This is a genomic window from Bacillus sp. KICET-3, from assembly GCF_033261025.1.
Classification (GTDB): domain Bacteria; phylum Bacillota; class Bacilli; order Bacillales; family Bacillaceae; genus Bacillus; species Bacillus sonorensis.
This window is the reverse complement of record NZ_CP137345.1, coordinates 3403998-3423556: the sequence shown is the minus strand read 5'-3', so window position 1 is coordinate 3423556 and position 19559 is coordinate 3403998. Positions and strand designations below refer to the sequence as shown.

The window sequence follows — 19559 nt, the reverse complement described above, 5'->3', positions numbered from 1 at the left end:
GGGGGGTTTTTTCAATTTAGCTCACTTTCTTTAAGCGGTCAGGGCTCACAGGAATAAAGAACGTCAAGATGTATCCGATGATACCGCCGATGATGGCCGGGATGAGCCAGCCGATCCCGAAGCTGTAAAATGGAATGTGCTGTCCCAGAAATTCATTTAACGTGCCCAACGGGATTTTTGCGGCGTTCAAGCCGTCGATAATGCTGAAAATACCTGTTGCCAAAGTCGTGCCGATATACACTTCACGGCGTTCTTTAAACAGCTTATCAATAAATGACAGAAAAATCACGACGATCGCAAGCGGGTACAGTGCTGAAAGAATCGGCACTGAAAGCGAGATGATTTCATTCAGGCCGAAATTGGCAATCACCAAGCTGAACAGGGAGACGATTATTACGACTGTTTTGTATGATAGGCTTGGGATCAGCTTTGAAAAATATTCTCCGCACGAGGAAACAAGTCCAACGCTTGTTGTCAGACAGGCGAACAAAATGGCGACACCGAGTACGACATTACCAAATGAACCGAACAAAAACGCGGAAGCCTTTGATAATATTTGCCCGCCGTTATCGAGGGAGCCGACCGTATCAACGCTTGTCGCTCCGAGATAAGCGAGAGAAACATATACCAATGCAAGACCCGCTGCGGCAACAATGCCCGCTTTTATACAAGAAGCGGCGATTGATTTTGGATTTGTAACACCGCGTTCTTTAATCGCCGTAATGACGACGATGGCAAAGACGATCGATGCAATGGCGTCCATTGTTTTATAGCCTTCTAAAAATCCGGTAAACAGCGGAGCGGACTGATAAGCTTTCGTAACAGTCCGATCTCGCCCATAGGCGTAATAAATGCTTTAATGACTAATATTGCAATAACTGCCAATAATATCGGTGTTAAAATTTTACCGATCCGGTCGACCAGCTTGCTTGGATTTAATGCCAAGAAATACGTGATGCCGAAAAATATTAATGTAAAAATAAACAGATAAATACCTGATGATTGCTTTCCTAAAAACGGCTCAACGGCAATGACATATGACACATTTCCCGTTCTTGGGATCGCAAACAGCGGTCCGATCGTCAAATAAATGCTGACGATTAAAATCGTACCGAAGACGGGATGTGCTTTATCCGCAAGCCCTTTTGCACTGCCGGTAAGGGCTACAGCAATGACGCCGAGAAGCGGCAGGCCGACGCCTGTCAGCAAGAACCCGATGATGGCCGGCAATACGTTTTCTCCAGCAGCTTGGCCGAGCTGCGGAGGAAAAATCATGTTTCCCGCTCCGAAAAAGAGAGCGAACAACATCAGCCCGATCGCTATCGTTTCCTTAGCGGATAGTGAAGTTTTCATTAAAAAGAACCTCCTGCTTTTGTTAAAATTTTCTGTCAATTTATTTTTTAAAAATATAATATGACAAAAGTCCAAAGACTATTATATTTTAAATATCAGAGAAGTCAAACACTTTATAATTAATTTTTCAAGTGCAAGTTGATATGATAACATATACAGTCATGAAAAAGAACGTTCAATTTCAAAGGAGAAGAATTATGATTTATCTTGATAATAGTTCGACAACTAAACCTTACCCTGAAATATTACAAACTTATGAACAAGTGAGTCAGCGTTTTTTTGGCAATCCATCATCATTGCACCTCCACGGAGTGGAAGCCGATCAATTGCTGAATGAAGCAAGGCAGCAAATTAAAACGGCCCTGTCCGTCAACGGTTATGATATCGTATTTACGTCAGGGGCCTCGGAAGCCAATAATATAGCGCTGAAAGGCATTGCTTTGGCACATAGCCAAAAAGGAAAGCATATTATCACTTCTTCGATTGAACATCCTTCTGTTACCGAGTCTTTGGAACAGCTGAAAACGGCGTTCGATTTTGATATTACGTACCTTCCTGTTGACCGGGACGGACGCGTTTCGCTTGACCAGCTGGAAAAAGCGATCCGTAAAGATACGATTCTTGTCAGCATCATGCATGTGAATAATGAGACAGGCGTGATTCAGCCGGTAGAAGACATTGGAAAAATCGTAAAAAGGACGAGCAGGGCGTACTTTCATGTCGACCATGTTCAAGGGATTAACAAGGTGCCTTTGGATATCGCCCGTGCAGACATTGATCTCTGTACAATATCGGGCCATAAATTTCACGGCTTAAAAGGGACAGGAGCTCTTATACTAAAAGAAGGAATGTCTCTTTTTCCCTTGATTTCAGGCGGCCAGCAGCAAAACAACAGGAGGGCCGGGACTGAGAATACAGCCGGCGCGGTTGCGCTCGCAAAAGCCATCAATTTGTCTTCAAAGGATTACGCCGAATATATAGAAGAGATGAAATCGGCAAAAGAAAATTTCATCAAGCAGCTGAAAGAGATAAAAGATGTTATATTAAATACGCCGGAAGAAGGAAGCGCGCCGCATATCATTAATTTCTCTGTTCCGGGAATCAAAGCTGAAGTCCTCTTGCATATGCTCGAGGAACGGGATATTTTTGTCTCGACGACATCCGCATGCTCATCCAAGCAGCATAAGCCGAGCAAGGTGCTTTTGGCTATGGGGAAAGGAGAGCAGGCGGCCGCGAGCAGCATCAGAATCAGCATGACTTACCGGGGGAACAAAGAGATTGTCGAGCCGTTTATGACGGCTTTAAAAGAAAGTGTACACAAACTAAAAGGAATTATGAGGTAGAGAAACATGAAATATGATTACATTTTAATCCGCTTTGGAGAAATCTCAACAAAAGGAAAAAACAGACGCCTTTTTGTCGATCGTCTGAAGAGAAACATTAAAATGGTCTTGCGTGATTATACGGGCATCCGCTATGAATCAACAAGGGACAGAATGACCCTTACATTAAACGGAGAAGATGCGGAAGGCGTGACAGCCCGCTTAAAAAACGTGTTCGGCATTCAGTCTTTCAGCCTTGCCGTCAAATGTCCGACAGACCTGCACAGCATTAAAGAGACGGCTCTTGCCTCTGTCAAAGAGCAGTACAAAGCTGGTGATACGTTCAAAGTATCGACAAAAAGAGCCTATAAACAGTTTGAATTAGACACCAATGAAATGAATGCCGAAATCGGCGGCCATATCCTGCGCAATACAGACGGCTTGACCGTTGACGTCCACTCGCCTGACATTCATCTCCGGATCGAGATCAGGGAAGATGCCACTTATTTGACGTTCCGTGATGAAAAAGGAGCGGGCGGACTTCCGGTCGGCAGCGGGGGAAAAGCAATGCTCATGATTTCAGGCGGTATCGACAGCCCTGTTGCCGGCTTCTATGCCATGAAGCGCGGCCTTGAGATTGAAGCCGTTCACTTTTTCAGTCCGCCATACACAAGCGAGCGCGCCAAGCAAAAGGTTATCGATCTTACGGAAAGGCTCACGGCGTTCGGCGGGGACATCAAGCTTCACATTGTTCCGTTTACCAAAACGCAGGAGCTCATCCAAAAACAAATTCCTGAAAACTATTCGATGACAGCGACCCGCAGACTGATGCTCCAGATCGCAGACAAGCTTCGCGAACAGAACAACGCCTTGGCTATTTTTACGGGAGAAAGCCTCGGACAAGTCGCCAGCCAAACGCTGGAAAGCATGTATGCCATCAATGCTGTGACAAGTACGCCGGTCTTGCGTCCGCTGATCGGGATGGATAAAACCGAAATCATCGAAAAGGCGAAAGAACTCGGCACCTACGATATCAGCATCAGGCCGTACGAAGACTGCTGTACGATCTTTACGCCGTCAGCGCCGAAAACGCGTCCGAAAAAAGAGAAAATCGAGCATTTTGAAAGCTATACAGACTTCGAGCCGCTCATCAAAGAAGCCGTAGAAAAGACGGAAACAATTGTGCTGAAGGGAAAAACAGAGGTGAAAGAGAAGTTTGCCGACTTCTTTTAACAGCATATTCATTTAGGTCGGGCAGCGTTTTGTTTTGCATACAATTACCAAACATTCTTTGCATGAAGTCATGTGTTTTGACACAATCTATACTCACAAGGAGGTGAGAACACATGGCTCAAAACAACAGACAAAGCAATTCTAACCAACTATTGGTTCCAGGAGCTGCTCAAGCTATCGACCAAATGAAATTCGAAATCGCTTCTGAATTCGGTGTTAACCTTGGAGCGGAAACTACTTCTCGTGCAAACGGTTCAGTTGGAGGAGAAATCACTAAGCGTTTAGTTTCTTTCGCTCAACAACAAATGGGCGGAGGCACACCTCAGTAATTCAAAAATTAAAAAGTAATGGATAATGGGTGGGGTTTTCCCCACTCTTTTTATTTATGTTACACCCAAGCAGCAGCTTCTCAGCAGCGATACATAAAAACAAAACGTTTTTCGAATGCATACCGGGTTATGTATAATAAAAAGATGGCAGACCATGAGGAGATGTAATGTGAAAAGAGAAGAGTTAATCGCTCCGGAAAAGTATAATGCGGTGGATGAAATTGAAAAATTCAAATCCGTTTCAAATAAGACCGCTTTAATCTGGGAAGACGAAGCAGGACGCAAAGCTGCCTGGACATATGAGATGCTGATTGATAAAGCAAATCAGATCGGCAGCGTTCTGACCGGTTCCGGTTTTAAAAAAGGTGATAAACTAATCGTCATGATGCCCCGCATATTGGAAACTTATGCTGTATATATGGCAATTTTAAAAGCGGGAATGGTCATCATTCCATGCTCTGAAATGCTCCGGGCAAAAGATTTGGACTACAGGATCAAGCATGCTGGTGTTACAGGCGCGATTCTTTATTCTTCATTTGTTGATTCCTTTCAGGATGTGCAGGCAAAAGGAGAACTGAAAACTTTTTCAGTCGGGAAAAACCAAGAGGGCTGGCCGGATCTCCTTGAGGAAATGGAAAAAAGCGATGGGGCTTCCTTCCGGGCGGCAGATACGAGCCGTGATGATATCGCGCTATTATCCTATACATCTGGAACGACGGGGCAGCCGAAAGGCGTTGTCCACACACATGGCTGGGCTTACGCTCATCTAAGAACAACGGCTTCCGCCTGGCTTGATATCAGGGAAAATGATCTCGTCTGGGCGACAGCGGGCCCAGGGTGGCAAAAATGGGTATGGAGTCCGTTCTTGGCCGTGTTAGGGAGCGGTGCAACCGGGTTTGTCTATCATGGAAAATTCCGTCCGGAAACGTATTTGGACCTAATCGACCGCTATCAAATCAATGTGCTTTGCTGTACGCCTACAGAGTACCGTTTTATGGCGAAGGTCGATGATCTGTCGGGATATGATCTATCTTCTTTACATAGCGCTGTTTCAGCCGGTGAACCGCTAAACAGGGAAGTCATTGACACGTTCAGAAAACATTTTCGTGTCGAAGTCCGGGACGGATACGGACAAACAGAAAGCACACTGCTCGTCGGCGTCCTCAAAGGAATGAAAATCAAACCTGGAAGTATGGGCAAACCGACACCTGGCAACATCGTTGAAATCGTAAATAAAGCCGGGGAAATCTGCGGGGCCGGCGAAACAGGGGATATCGGCGTTCATTTGAGTACGCCGGCCTTGTTTAAAGAATACTATCAAGATCCGGAACGAACGCTTCTGCAAAGGAGAGGGGATTACTTCATCACCGGTGACAAGGCGAGGAAAGATGAAGATGGCTATTTTTGGTTTGAAAGCCGCGATGACGACATTATTATCAGCTCCGGATATACGATCGGCCCTTTTGAAGTTGAAGACGCGCTGATCAAGCATCCGCTCGTGAAAGAATGCGCGGTTGTTGCGAGTCCTGATGAAATCAGGGGCTCCATTGTAAAAGCCTACGTTGTATTACGAGAAGGCGCCGGAGATGAAAGCCTTGTGAAAGAGCTGCAAAACCATGTGAAGGCATTAACGGCACCGTATAAATACCCGCGGGAAATTGAATTTATCGATCAGCTCCCAAAAACCCCGTCTGCGAAAATCAGGCGTTTTGAATTAAGAGAACGGGAAATCGCCAGAAAAACGGGAGAAAACCGTTAAATGCCGGCAACCCATTTAATATTAAGGGGGGATATCCTTTGAGTCATGACTCACTCCGACAAATCGAAAAGGAGATCGCGCTCTTGGTGCGTCTGACGACGGCCTACAGTCCGCGGTTTGGAAGTTTGGACCGTTCGGAATACCTGCTTTTGAGTGAGCTTGATAAGCAAAGTCCTCTTGCCATCCATACGCTGGCTGATAAGCTGATGCTGAATCTTTCAACTGCGAGCCGGCAGGTCTCTGCCCTGGAGCGGAAGAAACTGATCAAGCGTTTTCCCGATCCGCAAAACGGCAGGATCAGCCTTGTGGAGATGACCCATGAAGGCATTGACATTCTTCATAAGGTGCAAAAGGCACGCTATGAGGTATATGCCGAAGTTCTTCAAGAATGGCCTGATGAAGACCTGTCTGTATTGAAGGCCAATTTAACCCGGCTGAACCGGGATTTCAAAAAATGGAGCAAATAAAAAAAGGTGGCAGAGAAGATCAAAGTGAAGATTTCGCTTCACAATCCATCTTCAAAAGTCCTCCCGGGAATGAATGCCGATATATAATCCGGAAAGAGGCAAGCGCTTAGCGCTTGCCTCTTTCTTATGAAAAGGCTTCCAGTTTTTTAAAGGAACGTACGCTTTACTTTTTCCCAGAATGAATTATCCTTCAGCTTGATCGTTTTGATCACTTTTCCGGACAGGCTGACGTCGACCTCTTTCACGTGCATCGTGCTAAAAGCTTCATTGTCAAGGCCGATGATCGGATAATCATTTCCATCCTGGACGATTTTCAATGTGAGTCTGCGGTCTGCGCTTAATATAAACGGCGATCCGAGTGTTCTGTAGGTGTTGTTGTTTAATGATGCGAGCTCTGTCACCTGTACGCACGGCAGCTTCGGATCGACAACCGCTCCCTCGACGGATTTATTATAGGCCGTGCTGCCCGTCGGTGTTGAGATGATCATTCCGTCGCCGCGGAAGGTTTCAAAATGAAGATCATCGATAAACACATCCATCACAAACGTTTTAATAATGCTTGAGCGGATGGACACCTCATTCAGACATTGAAATCGGTTGGTCCCGTCAACCGTTACATCGATCAGCGGATATTTTCTGACTTCTATTTGTTCCGAGTTTGTCGCTTCTATCATTTTATCTGTATCATGTATATTAAAATCCGCATATAAATGAGCCTTCCCCTTTTTTGCTATCCCCACATACAGACAGTCGTCCCTGAAATTCGTTTTCCGAACCGCCTGCAAAAATGTACCGTCCCCGCCGATACTTGCGATAATGTTGGCCTGCCGGTGATCGTCAACGACTTGAAATCCGTGTTCTGTGGCAAGCTGTTTGAGCATATTGCACTGTTCATCTGTTTCCGAATTTTTCTTGTAAAAGAAATAAATGTTTCGGCGGTCTGTCACACCCATTCTCCCCTTTGTCTGTGAAATTTAGATTTCTCTGCCATCCAACATATATGTTAAAATGACCTGTGACCCTAGTTTACCATGTCCTGCACATTTCTTGTATATGAAGCACTTTCATATCGAACTTTTTCCCTTCATATACGTACAATGACATGCAGCTTTTTTTAATTAAAGGAGGAGAATACATGAATCCCAAACGATGGGTAGCGCTCGTGATTGCATTGGCCATTTTTGGCTGCTCTCTGATCATGAGCCTTGTTTTAGCGGTGTTTGAAAATTTCGGAGAGGACAGTAAGATGCAGCTTGGACTAAGCGACGGACAGGAAGAAACGGTATTGGAACATGGGAGCGGTTCAAGCAAAATCGCCGTCCTTGAAGTTGACGGAACAATTGCCGACAACGGCGATGGCGGAAGCCTGCTCGGTTCTGACGGATACAATCACAGATCATTTTTGAAAATGCTCGAAAGGGCCAAAGATGATTCCGCAGTAAAAGGAATTGTATTGCGCGTGAATTCTCCGGGAGGCGGAGTATACGAAAGCGCTGAAATACATAAGAAACTCGAAGAAATCAAAAAAGAAACGAAAAAGCCGATTTATGTTTCAATGGGGTCAATGGCGGCATCTGGAGGCTACTATATTTCAACGGTTGCCGACAAAATTTTCGCGGCGCCGGATACGCTGACAGGTTCTCTCGGGGTCATTATGGAAAGCATGAATTACGGCAAGCTTGCTGAAAAATTGGGCCTGAAAACTGAAACAATTAAAAGTGGTGAATATAAAGACATTATGTCCCCGACGCGCGGCATGACGAAAAAGGAACGGGAGATCATGCAGGCCATGGTCGATGATTCCTACGAAGGCTTCGTTGACGTTATTTCAGAAGGGCGCCATATGTCCAAAGCCGATGTCAAGAAAATCGCTGATGGACGGGTGTATGACGGGCGCCAGGCTAAAAAAATCCATTTGGTTGATGAACTCGGCTACTACGAAGATACGGTAAAAGCGTTGAAAAAAGACCATAAAAATTTGGATGGTGCATCTGTAGTCACCTATAAAGAATCAACAGGCCTGTCGTCTTTCCTTTCAATGAGCGCAAACAAAATATTTAAGAGCGAAGCGGACTTTTTGAATATTAAGGAAGCAATTTCACAATCCGGCGCACCAAGATTGATGTATCTTTACGCCAAATAGGAGGGGACCGAAAAATGGATATGACTTATGATGGAAAGGATCATCATGAAATATCTGCGCCAGCTGATGATTCCCGGCAGCAATCGGCCCCGGCGCTTGAGCATGCATATGCCGGTTTTTGGATCAGATGCTGGGCTTTTCTGCTTGACGGAATTGTCATAGGCAGCATCAACCGCCTGTTGATATCTCCTGTTTTCAGTTTGCTGAATCTGCCGAAAGAAACAGGGTTTTTCTCTTTTTCGCTGTATTCGATAACGAGTGCTGTCGTGTTTTTCGCTTATTTTGCCCTCATGACCAGATACTTCAAGCAAACATTGGGCAAAATGGTATTCGGGCTGAAGGTTGTTTCCCTTGTCCCTGAAAAAGGGCTGACCTGGGATGTCATCCTGTTCAGAGAAGTGATTGGGCGCTATATCAACAGCTTGTATATCACCTATATCATTTGCGGGTTTACGCCAAAGAAACAAGGAATCCATGATTTCGTTGCCGATACCGCGGTCATTCACGAAAAATTGTACCGGAAAAATAAATAAGCGATTCAAAAACCCGGCTGGAGGAAGCCGGGTTTTTGGTGCTGCCAGGGAAATTGCGGCGATCTTTCACGTTTATTTTTTTTTCTTTTATCCCATAATGCCTAGTATAAGAGGAAGTGAAATCATGGTGTACATATGGATAGCGGTGGCATTGGCTCTTCTTGCTGCTGTTTGGTTCATGAAAATCCGCGTGTCTGTTGAGTATCTTCATACAAATGATGATGATCGGCTGACCATCAACATTCGGACGGGTTTCGGCCTCCTTCGCATCAAAAAAGACATTCCGATGATCAAAGTCAATCAAAAGGATATGAGCGTTAATGTGAAAGAGCGGACGAAGACGGCTGCCGACAGGAAGCAAAAGAAAAGAAAAGTCGGATATCAGAACGTACTGGAAAATGGTCGCCAAATCAAAAACGTTGTCAAACAAATCGTTAATCTTACACCGATCGTCCTGAAATTTATGAAGCATATTCATGTAACCAAAATGGAATGGACGTCGGTTCTCGGACTTCCCGACGCCGCTCTAACCGGGATTGCAACGGGCGCCGCATGGTCGGTAAAATCCGCTACGGTGGCGATTTTGGATCAGGTCTTTTGTTTTGACCGCCGTCCGGAGTACCAGGTGATCCCCGTGTTTAACAGCCCATTCTCCAAAACGCACCTGACATGTATATTCCATTTTCGCGTTGGACATGCTATAACCGCAGCTTTCAGAATCGTGGTTAATTGGAAAGGGAAAATGCGCGGCTTGTTTAAGCTGCCAAAACATCTGTCAGGTTCAACAAAGAATGACTCATCAGTATAGGAGGAATGGAATATGGCTGAACATCCAATTCAAGGTTTGATGAAAACCGCCATGGAAAATTTGAAAGAAATGATTGATGTCAACACCATTATCGGAGATCCTGTAGAAACACCTGACGGCAGCGTCATTTTAACCGTCTCCAGAGTAGGCTTTGGTTTTGCGGCCGGCGGAAGCGAATTCAGCGGCAATAAACCGGCAGAATCAAAATCAAGCGACGGGGAGCGCGAGCGTAAAGAAGCGAAGCTTCCGTTTGGCGGCGGAAGCGGCGGAGGCGTATCGATTACTCCGATTGCGTTTTTGATTGTCGGTACATCCGGCGTAAGAATCCTCCACTTGGATGAAAACACGCACGTCATTGATAAGATTTTAGACTCCGCTCCGCAAACAATCGAACGGATTCAGCAAATGTTCAAGAAAAACGACAAACAAAAACAGCAAATGAATCGTCAAAACAATCCGCCGTTTTAAAAAAGCCATCAGCATAAAAAGTTAACTGTTATTGATGCAGTTAACTTTTTTCTGGTACAGGCCAAACTTAAACTTTGCAGTTTGGCCTAAACTCTTTTATAGTAGAGTCATACATAAGTGAAGGAGGAATGATGATGGCTTCAATAACATTTAAAGGAAACCCTGTTACATTGGTGGGCTCTGACGTACATGCTGGCGACCAGGCTCCTGATTTTACGGTACTGTCAAATTCGCTTGAGGAAGTCACGCTTCAAGACATCAAAGGCAAACCCGCCATTATATCGGTGATACCGTCCATTGATACGGGGGTTTGCGATGCACAGACCCGCCGCTTTAACGAAGAAGCCGCAAGCCTCGGTTCAGTGAAAGTGTATACGATCAGCGCGGATCTTCCTTTTGCCCAGGCGCGCTGGTGCGGAGCAAACGGAATTGAAAATGTGGAAACATTGTCAGATCACCGGGAGATGTCATTCGGGGAAGCATTCGGCGTCTACATCAAGGAATTGAGACTGCTTGCCCGTGCTGTTTTTGTGCTAGATGAAAACGGAAAAGTCGTATACACCGAATATGTAAGTGAAGCGACAAATCATCCGGATTATGAAAAAGCGATTGAAGCTGCCAAATCGCTTGTGAAGTAAATGAACGTTAAAAAGGGCTCCAGGTGATCATCTCCCCGGAGCTCTTTTCATGGCTCTGATTTTTTGATAAGGAGAGACACAGCATGCAAAACAATCAAGTAGAAACCATATATGAATGGCTTGACGGAGGAGCGGGAATCATTGCAGGCGACCTGGATATTCCATACATAGAAGCTTTGGCAGAAGCGGGGGAGGCGTTTTTTTCAGGAGAAACAAGCCGCGCGCTGTCTGAATCAGCCGCTCAAAAGATGAAAGAACTAATCGGCAAAGCCGATTTTTCCGAATGCAGCCATGAAGCGATACGCAAAGCCTTTCAGCTTGCCATCTTGAAGGGGCTGAAAAATGTTCCCCATCCGAACCGCCAGATGACGCCGGATACGATCGGCCTGTTTATCGGATATCTCGTGAACAAGTTCATGGGCCGCAAAAAAGGACTCACCCTTTTTGATCCGGCGGTAGGGACGGGCAATCTTCTGCTTGCCGTGTTAAACCAGTTTTCTGAAGAAGCCGGCAAAGCCTTCGGTTCTGAAATTGATGATGTGCTCATCAAACTCGCCTATGTTCAGGCGAACCTGCAGCAAAAAGAAATCGAATTCTTCAACCAGGACAGCCTGCAGCCTATTTTTATGGACCCCGTTGATGCGGTGATCTGTGACCTTCCCGTCGGATACTATCCAGATGATGAAAGCGCGCGGGCGTTCCAGCTGAAGGCGGAAGAAGGCCATTCTTTTTCCCATCATCTATTCATTGAACAAAGCCTGACATATACAAAACCGGGCGGATATTTATTTTTCATGATTCCAAACCATTTATTTGAAAGCAGCCAAAGTCAACAGCTCCGCGCCTTTTTAAAGGACAATGCGCATATTAATGCAGTGCTCCAGCTGCCGTTATCGATCTTCAAGGATGAGGCGCATGCGAAAAGCATCTTGGTTTTGCAAAAGCAGGGTGAAGGGGCAAAAGCTCCGAAACAGGTGCTGCTTGCTGAACTGCCGTCCTTTTCCAACAAAGAGGCGATGCTGAAGATGGCCGCAAAACTTGACAATTGGTTTAAGAGCAAAAAGAGCTAAAATAGTCAGAGATGGTATTCTCTGACTGTTTCTATTTTCAGAAAATAATAATTTCTTATTGAAAGCGCTACCAAACAAGATCATGGCTTGAAAAGGATTCTTCTGAATGTTTAAATGATAAAGGCAGTTATTTTTTGAATTTACTAAGAACAATTTTATACATATTTTTTATGATCCGGGTTGAACATAAAATCACCGGACTATAGGTAAAAAGGAGCGTCATTTATGTCCAAAATCATTGCAATTAACGCTGGAAGCTCATCACTGAAATTTCAACTTTTCGAAATGCCCAGCGAAAAAGTATTAACAAAAGGTTTAGTTGAACGGATCGGGTTGGATAACGGCATTTTCACCATTTCTGTCAACGATGAAAAAAAGAGTGAAACAACCGACATTCCGGATCATTCCGTAGCGGTAAAAATGCTGCTCGACAAACTGACGAAATACGGCATCATTAATGATTTAAACGAAATCAACGGAATCGGCCACCGCGTCGTTCACGGCGGCGAAAAGTTCAGCGACTCTGTTCTATTAACGGATGAAATGATTCATGAAATTGAAGAAATTTCTGAACTGGCGCCGCTTCACAACCCGGCCAACATCGTCGGAATCAAAGCGTTTAAGGAAGTCCTTCAGAACGTACCTGCCGTCGCTGTATTTGATACGGCATTCCATCAGACGATGCCTGAGCAGTCATATTTATACAGCCTTCCTTATGAATACTATGAAAAGTTCGGAATCCGTAAATACGGTTTCCACGGAACATCTCATAAGTATGTCACTGAACGCGCGGCAGAGCTTCTCGGCCGCCCGCTAAAGGAATTGCGCCTGATCTCCTGTCATCTTGGAAACGGAGCGAGCATCGCTGCCGTTGAAGGCGGCAAATCAATCGATACGTCAATGGGCTTCACTCCGCTTGCAGGTGTGGCGATGGGTACCCGTTCAGGAAACATCGACCCTGCGCTTATCCCGTTTATTATGGAAAAGACAGGACAAACCGCTGATGAAGTTCTGAACACGCTGAATAAAAAGAGCGGACTTTTGGGCATTTCAGGCTTTTCAAGCGACCTGCGCGATATCGTAGAAGCGGCGAAAGAAGGAAATGAACGCGCGGAAACGGCTCTTGAAGTATTTGCAAGCAGAATCCATAAATACATCGGTTCTTATGCGGCGAGAATGAGCGGCGTTGACGCGATCATTTTCACTGCCGGCATCGGTGAAAACAGCGTAGAGGTCAGAGAACGCGTCCTCCGCGGCCTGGAATTCATGGGCGTATACTGGGACCCTGCTTTGAATCATGTCCGCGGTAAAGAAGCGTTTATCAGCTATCCGCATTCTCCGGTAAAAGTCTTGATCATTCCGACGAATGAAGAAGTCATGATTGCAAGAGATGTTGTCAGACTGGCTCAATAAAGCTTCTGAAAACGGCCTTCCCCATAAATGGAGGAGGCCGTTTTTTATTTTTAAAAAAAGCATTCTCTATTATAATGAAGAAGATTTTAGAAAAAGGAGGCGGGACGTATATGAGCGTGGAAGAACATAAAAAAGAAGCGCCCAGCCGCGTGTTATGCAAGGTCATTACAGTAAGCGACACAAGGACGGAAGAAACGGACAAAAGCGGCCGGCTGATGAAAGAATTTTTGACGGAGGCCGGCCATGAAATCGTTTCCTACGAAATTGTAAAGGATGAAAAGAAGGATATTCAGGCCGCCGTGCTTGATGGATGCCGGGATGACCGAGTTGACGCGGTTTTGTTAAACGGAGGGACAGGCATTGCGGCAAGAGATGTGACGATTGAAACGATTGCTCCGCTTTTTTCGAAAGAGATCCCCGGCTTTGGAGAAATCTTTCGCATGCTGAGCTATACCGAGGATATCGGGGCAAGCGCGATTTTATCCAGGGCGGCAGCCGGCGTTATTCAAAACAAAGCTGTGTTTGCGACGCCTGGATCAAGCGGCGCGGTCAAGCTGGCGATGACAAAACTGATTGTCCCGGAGCTTGCCCATGTGATAAGAGAATTGAGAAAAGATATCAAGTGAGAAGCTGTAGAATATTGGCGAAACTTCATTCATAAAAAATGAATGAAGTTTTTTTTATAAAAAGGTTGAAAAAACCGGGACTCCTTGTTAAAGTGTATACATATTAAATGTATTTTTATTAAACAAAACTTATTTTTATACAAAAAGCACCTAGATGAGAGGAGTTTTTCAAAATGGCAGAAAAGAAAAAAGTAGTGCTGGCATACTCAGGAGGTCTTGATACTTCCGTTGCGATAAAATGGCTGCAAGAGCAGGGTTATGATGTGGTTGCCTGCTGTTTGGACGTAGGTGAAGGAAAGGATCTCGCTTTTGTCCAGCAAAAAGCGCTTCAGGTCGGTGCCGTCAATTCTTACGTGATCGATGCAAAGGAAGAGTTTGCACAGAACTTCGCTTTGGTCGCGCTTCAGGCCCATACGCTGTATGAAGGCAAGTATCCGCTTGTATCAGCACTTTCAAGACCTCTGATCGCAAAGAAGCTTGTTGAAGTCGCCGAAAAAGAGAACGCGGTCGCCGTCGCTCACGGCTGCACGGGTAAAGGAAATGACCAGGTGCGCTTTGAAGTTTCCATTAAATCATTGAATCCGGAACTTGAGGTCCTTGCTCCAGTCCGGGAATGGAAATGGTCGCGCGATGAAGAGATCGCTTATGCGGAAAAGCACGGCATTCCGATCCCGGTCAATTTGGATAGTCCGTATTCAATCGACCAAAATTTGTGGGGCAGAAGCAATGAATGCGGCATCCTTGAAGATCCTTGGGCAGCACCGCCTGAAGGAGCGTATGACCTGACAAAACCGCTTGAAAAAACGCCTGATACGCCTGAAATTGTTGAAATTGCGTTTGAACAAGGCGTTCCGGTCTCGATCGACGGTGTTCGCTACACCCTTTCAGAATTGATTTTAAAGCTGAACGAACGAGCAGGGGAACACGGTGTTGGCCGGATCGATCATGTCGAAAACCGCCTTGTCGGCATCAAATCCCGCGAAGTATACGAGTGCCCGGGAGCCGTCACGCTTTTAAAGGCGCACAAAGAGCTGGAAGATTTGACATTGGTGAAAGAAGTGGCGCATTTTAAACCGCTGATCGAGCAAAAAATGGCTGAAGTCATTTATAACGGCCTTTGGTTTTCTCCGCTGCAAAACGCGCTTTCCGCCTTTCTGAAGGAAACGCAAACACATGTCACAGGCGTCGTCCGCGTCAAGCTGTTTAAAGGGCATGCGATCGTTGAAGGCCGCAAGTCCGAGTATTCTCTTTACGATGAAAAGCTGGCGACCTACACAAAAGATGATGCATTTGACCACCATGCGGCAGTCGGCTTTATCGAACTGTGGGGTCTGCCGACAAAAGTGAATAGCATCGTTAAACAAAAGGAGCAGATTAAAGCATGAAAAAGCTTTGGGGAGGCCGGTTCCAAAAAACGCCGGAAAAATGGGTCGATGAGTTCGGGGCATCGATCCGCTTTGACAAAACGCTTGTAAAAGAAGATATCGCAGGGTCTCTCGCACATGCTTCAATGCTGAAAAAGTGCGGCATTTTAACAGAAGACGAAGCGGAAAAAATAAAGGGCGGCTTGACAGTGCTGTTGGAAAAAGCCGAAAAAAACGAATTGGCGTTTTCCGTCGATTATGAAGACATTCATTTAAATCTTGAAAAAATGCTCATCGATGAAATCGGTCCGCTCGGCGGCAAGCTTCATACGGCGAGAAGCCGCAACGACCAGGTCGCAACCGATATGCATCTTTATTTAAAAGAGCACATTGAACATATTCTGGCTGCCATTTCGAATTTTCAAGGCGTGCTTGTCGAAAAAGCGGAGCAGCATATTGAAACGATTTTACCAGGGTACACGCATTTGCAGCGTGCTCAGCCGATTTCATTCGCACACCATTTGCTCGCTTATTTCTGGATGCTTGAACGGGATAAGGAGCGCTTCCGCGATTCGCTGAAGCGGATCAATAAATCTCCGCTCGGATGCGGGGCGCTTGCGGGGACAACGTTTCCGATCGACCGCGAATATTCCGCTGAACTGCTCGGATTTGATTCAATTTACGAAAACAGTCTCGACGGAGTCAGCGACAGGGACTTCATTCTTGAATTTTTAAGCGCGAGCAGCATTTTGATGATGCATTTATCGCGTTTTTCAGAGGAAATCATTTTATGGTGTTCACAGGAATTTAAGTTTATCGAGCTTGATGACACTTATGCCACAGGCAGCAGCATGATGCCGCAAAAGAAAAACCCGGATATGGCGGAGCTCATCCGCGGGAAAACCGGACGCGTTTACGGCAGCCTGATGAGCCTGCTGACGATTATGAAGGGGCTGCCTTTGGCATACAACAAAGACTTGCAGGAAGATAAAGAAGGCATGTTTGATACCGTCAAAACGGTTGAAGGAAGCCTGGAAATTTTTGCGGGCATGGTTAAAACAATGACCGTTAATCAAAATATGATGAAAAAAGCTACTGAGCAGGATTTCTCGAACGCCACCGAGCTCGCTGATTATCTGGCGAAAAAAGGAATGCCGTTCAGGGAGGCTCACGAAGTCGTCGGAAAGCTCGTGTATACCTGTATTGAAAAAGGAATTTACCTCAGCGGCCTTCTATTTGAAGAATTCAAACAAGCAAGCGAACTGTTTGAGGAAGACGTCTATGTCGTGCTCGATCCGCACCATGCCGTCGAAAAAAGAATGAGCGAGGGCGGAACAGGATTCAAAAAAGTAGAGGAAGCCCTGCAAAAAGCGAAACAGATGTTGAACAATTTTTAACACTTCCCGTTTTGATTCATAACTGCAGGAAGTCAGACGCAAAATAACGTTATGAATCGAAAAGAGGGGTGTGGGAATGAGACAGGATAAGCGAAAGCAGGCCTATATGTATGATGCAGACGGTGATAAGGAAACCGTTCAGCAAATATCTGATGCCTATTTCAGCGGATTTGTCGGTCATGATGCCGAACAGCTGTCTGATCAAGATGAACAATAGAAACGAGTTTATATGAAGCTGGAGCCTGGTGGTTTCAGCTTTCATGCGTTTTTTACAGATTGCCCGGGCCTGCCGTCTTTGTAAAGATTGCCGATGCTCTATATGTGATATCCTCCGGATTTTGTAGTAAAGTATAGATAGACAAGAATATCATGCCAATGATGGTGAATACAGAGAACCAATGCTTGGGAGGGAAAGATGTGCGCCATGCGTTAATTACAGCCGGTTCAAAAGGTTTGGGGCGTAAAGTCACCGAAGCCCTGCTCGAAAAAGGATATTCGGTGACGGTCAATTACAGACAGGATGAAGAAGCTGTCAGCCGCCTCAAAACCGAATGGCAGTCTAGCCTTGACCGATTGCAGTTTGTAAAGGGAGATGTCACGAAAAAGGAAGATTTGCATCAGATGGTGAAGGCGGCTCTCGAGCGGTTCGGAAAAATCGATCTGCTTATCAACAATGCCGGCCCATACATATTTGAGCGGAAGAAGCTAGCGGATTATACTGATAATGAATGGTATGAGATGCTTGAAGGAAATCTCAGCTCTGTTTTCCACCTGTTCAAAGCGGTCATTCCCGTCATGAGACGTCAGCGGTTCGGGCGCATCATCACATACGGATTTCAGGGAGCCGACCATGCACCGGGCTGGCTGCACCGTTCCGCCTTTGGGGCGGCAAAAGTGGGGCTCGCGTCCCTGACCAAGACGATTGCCATCGAGGAAGCGGGCTCAGGCATTACAGCGAACATGGTCTGTCCGGGAAACATCGTCGGGGACATGAAGGAGTCCTCGATATCGGAAGCGCGGGCTTCCCTCGACCGGGAGACGCCGATTGGCAGATCGGGAACAGGAGAAGACATCGCAAGGATTATTACGTTTCTCTGCGACGAAAATTCGGACTACATTACGGGAACGGTCATTGAGGCAACAGGCGGTCTGAACGTGATTAACCGCCACTCTCTCTAAGTTTTGTTTAACATGATATATGAAATAGGGGTGGATAAAATGAAAGTGACATACCATGGCCATTCAGTGGTTACAGTTGAAACGGAAAAGCACAATCTGATTTTTGATCCTTTTATTACGGGCAATCCTTTAACAGACTTAAAAGCACAGGATGTCAGAGCGGACGTCATCCTGCTGACGCACGGCCATAATGACCATGTCGGCGACACATTGGAAATTGCCAAGCGGAACGATGCCCTTGTCGTCGCTCCGAACGAGCTTGCCGTTTATCTCGGCTGGAAAGGCTTGAATGTCCATCCGATGCATATCGGGGGCTCACACCAATTTGACTTCGGGAAAGTGAAATTGACGCAGGCTTTCCATGGTTCCGCTTATACGGAGGAGGACAGCCAGACCATCGTTTATACCGGAATGCCGGCGGGCATTCTGCTGACTGTGGAAGGAAAAACGATTTTCCACGCGGGAGATACGGGTCTTTTCTCAGATATGAAGCTCATCGGCGAATTGAACCACATCGACCTCGCATTTTTGCCGATCGGCGACAATTTCACGATGGGACCGGAAGATGCGAAATTGGCTGCGGAATGGCTCAGGGCCAAACAGGTTGTTCCCGTCCACTACTCTACGTTCCCGGTTATCAAACAGGATCCGCACGCTTTTGCCGACAGCCTGCCGGGCGGCGTGGGAAAAGTGCTGGAAGTCGGCGAATCAATCGACATGTAAATCATAACAACAATGGGGCCTTTGCGGGCTCTTTTTTATGTGTAAATGAAAACATGTACAACGTGATATAATAGGTTCAACAACATCAAGATGCATCTATGGAGGATGAATATGAGGGTATTGAAGTACGCGATTTTAGGGCTGCTGGATAAAGGAAGTTTAAGCGGCTACGATATGACGAGCCATTTCAAAGCCGAGCTTGGCCAGTTCTGGAGCGCGAAGCACAGCCAGATTTATCCCGAATTGAAAAAGCTTACAAATGAAGGGTTTATTGAATTCAAGACGGTCATACAAGGATCGAAGTTAGAAAAAAAGATGTATTCCATCACAGACGACGGAAAACGGGAGCTTCATGAATGGCTTACGGCGTATAAGCCCGTGCCGGACACGGTAAAAGACGAATTTATGTTAAAAGCCTATTTCATATCATCGATGAAGCCCGCTGAAGCAGAAGGTCTTTTTGCCGATCAGCTGGCCAAGCGGAAAGAAAAAGCCGCTTTTTTAAAGGAAAGGCTTGAAACGCTGAAACAGGAAGCAGGCCCCGGGATTTCCTTTCGGTCTCCGCACTTTGGCCACTATCTCGTGTTGACGAGGGCGCTTGAACGGGAGAACGGCTACTGTTCCTGGCTTGAAAAAGCGCTGGAGCTGATAAAAAGCGGTCAAGCGGGATCATGACGGCAGGGGCATTTTGCAGGGGCCGAATTGCGGTCAAAACGTCCAAGCATTTATAATAA

At 46.0% G+C, this 19559-nt stretch carries 20 protein-coding genes and 1 pseudogene; 19 read left to right on the top strand and 2 right to left on the bottom strand.

The features are described from left to right. Positions 1 to 16 precede the first annotated feature (16 nt). Positions 17 to 1353 (bottom strand): annotated as a pseudogene (gene brnQ, locus R5H20_RS17440) (branched-chain amino acid transport system II carrier protein). Positions 1354 to 1550: 197 nt separating this feature from the next. Between brnQ and R5H20_RS17435 the strand changes: the two are divergent. From R5H20_RS17435 to R5H20_RS17415, 5 genes are all read left to right on the top strand, one after another. After that, positions 1551 to 2696: a cysteine desulfurase family protein gene (locus tag R5H20_RS17435; protein ID WP_006638008.1), complete on the top strand. Its 1146-nt coding sequence runs from the start codon at positions 1551 to 1553 to the stop codon at positions 2694 to 2696. Positions 2697 to 2702: 6 nt separating this feature from the next. Further along, positions 2703 to 3908 carry a tRNA uracil 4-sulfurtransferase ThiI gene (thiI, locus tag R5H20_RS17430; RefSeq protein ID WP_006638007.1) on the top strand — a complete coding sequence of 402 codons (1206 nt, stop codon included), beginning with the start codon at positions 2703 to 2705 and terminating at the stop codon, positions 3906 to 3908. Positions 3909 to 4021: 113 nt separating this feature from the next. Next, positions 4022 to 4237: an alpha/beta-type small acid-soluble spore protein gene (locus R5H20_RS17425; RefSeq protein ID WP_006638006.1), complete on the top strand. Its 216-nt coding sequence runs from the start codon at positions 4022 to 4024 to the stop codon at positions 4235 to 4237. 169 nt (positions 4238 to 4406) lie between these two features. Continuing rightward, entirely contained in the window at positions 4407 to 5996 is a 1590-nt protein-coding gene (mbcS, locus tag R5H20_RS17420; protein ID WP_006638005.1) for an acyl-CoA synthetase MbcS, read from the top strand. A gap of 38 nt (positions 5997 to 6034) precedes the next feature. Beyond that, positions 6035 to 6463 (top strand): MarR family winged helix-turn-helix transcriptional regulator, encoded by a 429-nt coding sequence (locus R5H20_RS17415; protein ID WP_006638004.1) that lies wholly within the window; start codon positions 6035 to 6037, stop codon positions 6461 to 6463. 146 nt (positions 6464 to 6609) lie between these two features. Here the strand turns inward: R5H20_RS17415 and R5H20_RS17410 are convergent, their stop codons facing one another. Continuing rightward, positions 6610 to 7410, bottom strand: a complete 801-nt coding sequence (locus R5H20_RS17410) for an NAD kinase (protein WP_006638003.1) — start codon at positions 7408 to 7410, stop codon at positions 6610 to 6612. Positions 7411 to 7598: 188 nt separating this feature from the next. Here R5H20_RS17410 and sppA point away from each other — a divergent pair, with 188 nt between their 5' ends. The 14 genes from sppA to R5H20_RS17340 all read left to right on the top strand — a co-directional run bounded on the left by sppA (position 7599) and on the right by R5H20_RS17340 (position 19500). Then, positions 7599 to 8606 carry a signal peptide peptidase SppA gene (sppA, locus tag R5H20_RS17405; protein ID WP_006638002.1) on the top strand — a complete coding sequence of 336 codons (1008 nt, stop codon included), beginning with the start codon at positions 7599 to 7601 and terminating at the stop codon, positions 8604 to 8606. Positions 8607 to 8620: 14 nt separating this feature from the next. Beyond that, positions 8621 to 9139 (top strand): RDD family protein, encoded by a 519-nt coding sequence (locus tag R5H20_RS17400; protein WP_006638001.1) that lies wholly within the window; start codon positions 8621 to 8623, stop codon positions 9137 to 9139. Between the two features lie 124 nt (positions 9140 to 9263). Next, positions 9264 to 9947, top strand: coding sequence for a DUF2953 domain-containing protein (locus R5H20_RS17395; RefSeq protein WP_006638000.1), 684 nt, complete (start codon positions 9264 to 9266; stop codon positions 9945 to 9947). A 12-nt stretch (positions 9948 to 9959) separates the two neighbouring features. Beyond that, on the top strand, positions 9960 to 10415 hold the full coding sequence (gene ytfJ, locus R5H20_RS17390; protein ID WP_006637999.1) for a GerW family sporulation protein: 456 nt from the start codon (positions 9960 to 9962) through the stop codon (positions 10413 to 10415). A gap of 134 nt (positions 10416 to 10549) precedes the next feature. Beyond that, positions 10550 to 11053: a thiol peroxidase gene (tpx, locus tag R5H20_RS17385; RefSeq protein ID WP_006637998.1), complete on the top strand. Its 504-nt coding sequence runs from the start codon at positions 10550 to 10552 to the stop codon at positions 11051 to 11053. An 83-nt stretch (positions 11054 to 11136) separates the two neighbouring features. Then, on the top strand, positions 11137 to 12123 hold the full coding sequence (locus tag R5H20_RS17380; protein ID WP_006637997.1) for a class I SAM-dependent methyltransferase: 987 nt from the start codon (positions 11137 to 11139) through the stop codon (positions 12121 to 12123). Positions 12124 to 12348: 225 nt separating this feature from the next. Next, positions 12349 to 13536 (top strand): acetate kinase, encoded by a 1188-nt coding sequence (locus tag R5H20_RS17375; protein ID WP_006637996.1) that lies wholly within the window; start codon positions 12349 to 12351, stop codon positions 13534 to 13536. Positions 13537 to 13646: 110 nt separating this feature from the next. Next, complete coding sequence (locus R5H20_RS17370; protein ID WP_006637995.1) at positions 13647 to 14162, top strand: MogA/MoaB family molybdenum cofactor biosynthesis protein; 516 nt, start codon at positions 13647 to 13649, stop codon at positions 14160 to 14162. A 173-nt stretch (positions 14163 to 14335) separates the two neighbouring features. Then, positions 14336 to 15547 (top strand): argininosuccinate synthase, encoded by a 1212-nt coding sequence (locus R5H20_RS17365; protein WP_006637994.1) that lies wholly within the window; start codon positions 14336 to 14338, stop codon positions 15545 to 15547. Beyond that, entirely contained in the window at positions 15544 to 16923 is a 1380-nt protein-coding gene (gene argH, locus R5H20_RS17360) for an argininosuccinate lyase (RefSeq protein WP_224254429.1), read from the top strand. The genes R5H20_RS17365 and argH overlap by 4 nt, the downstream gene beginning before the upstream one ends. Positions 16924 to 16999: 76 nt before the next feature. Continuing rightward, entirely contained in the window at positions 17000 to 17140 is a 141-nt protein-coding gene (locus R5H20_RS17355) for a hypothetical protein (RefSeq protein ID WP_006637992.1), read from the top strand. A 200-nt stretch (positions 17141 to 17340) separates the two neighbouring features. Further along, the gene (locus R5H20_RS17350; protein ID WP_006637991.1) at positions 17341 to 18102 is read left to right on the top strand and encodes an SDR family oxidoreductase; all 762 of its coding nucleotides are present in this window, start codon (positions 17341 to 17343) and stop codon (positions 18100 to 18102) included. 39 nt (positions 18103 to 18141) lie between these two features. After that, positions 18142 to 18825 (top strand): metal-dependent hydrolase, encoded by a 684-nt coding sequence (locus R5H20_RS17345; protein ID WP_006637990.1) that lies wholly within the window; start codon positions 18142 to 18144, stop codon positions 18823 to 18825. A 111-nt stretch (positions 18826 to 18936) separates the two neighbouring features. Next, complete coding sequence (locus R5H20_RS17340; protein WP_006637989.1) at positions 18937 to 19500, top strand: PadR family transcriptional regulator; 564 nt, start codon at positions 18937 to 18939, stop codon at positions 19498 to 19500. Positions 19501 to 19559 lie beyond the last annotated feature (59 nt).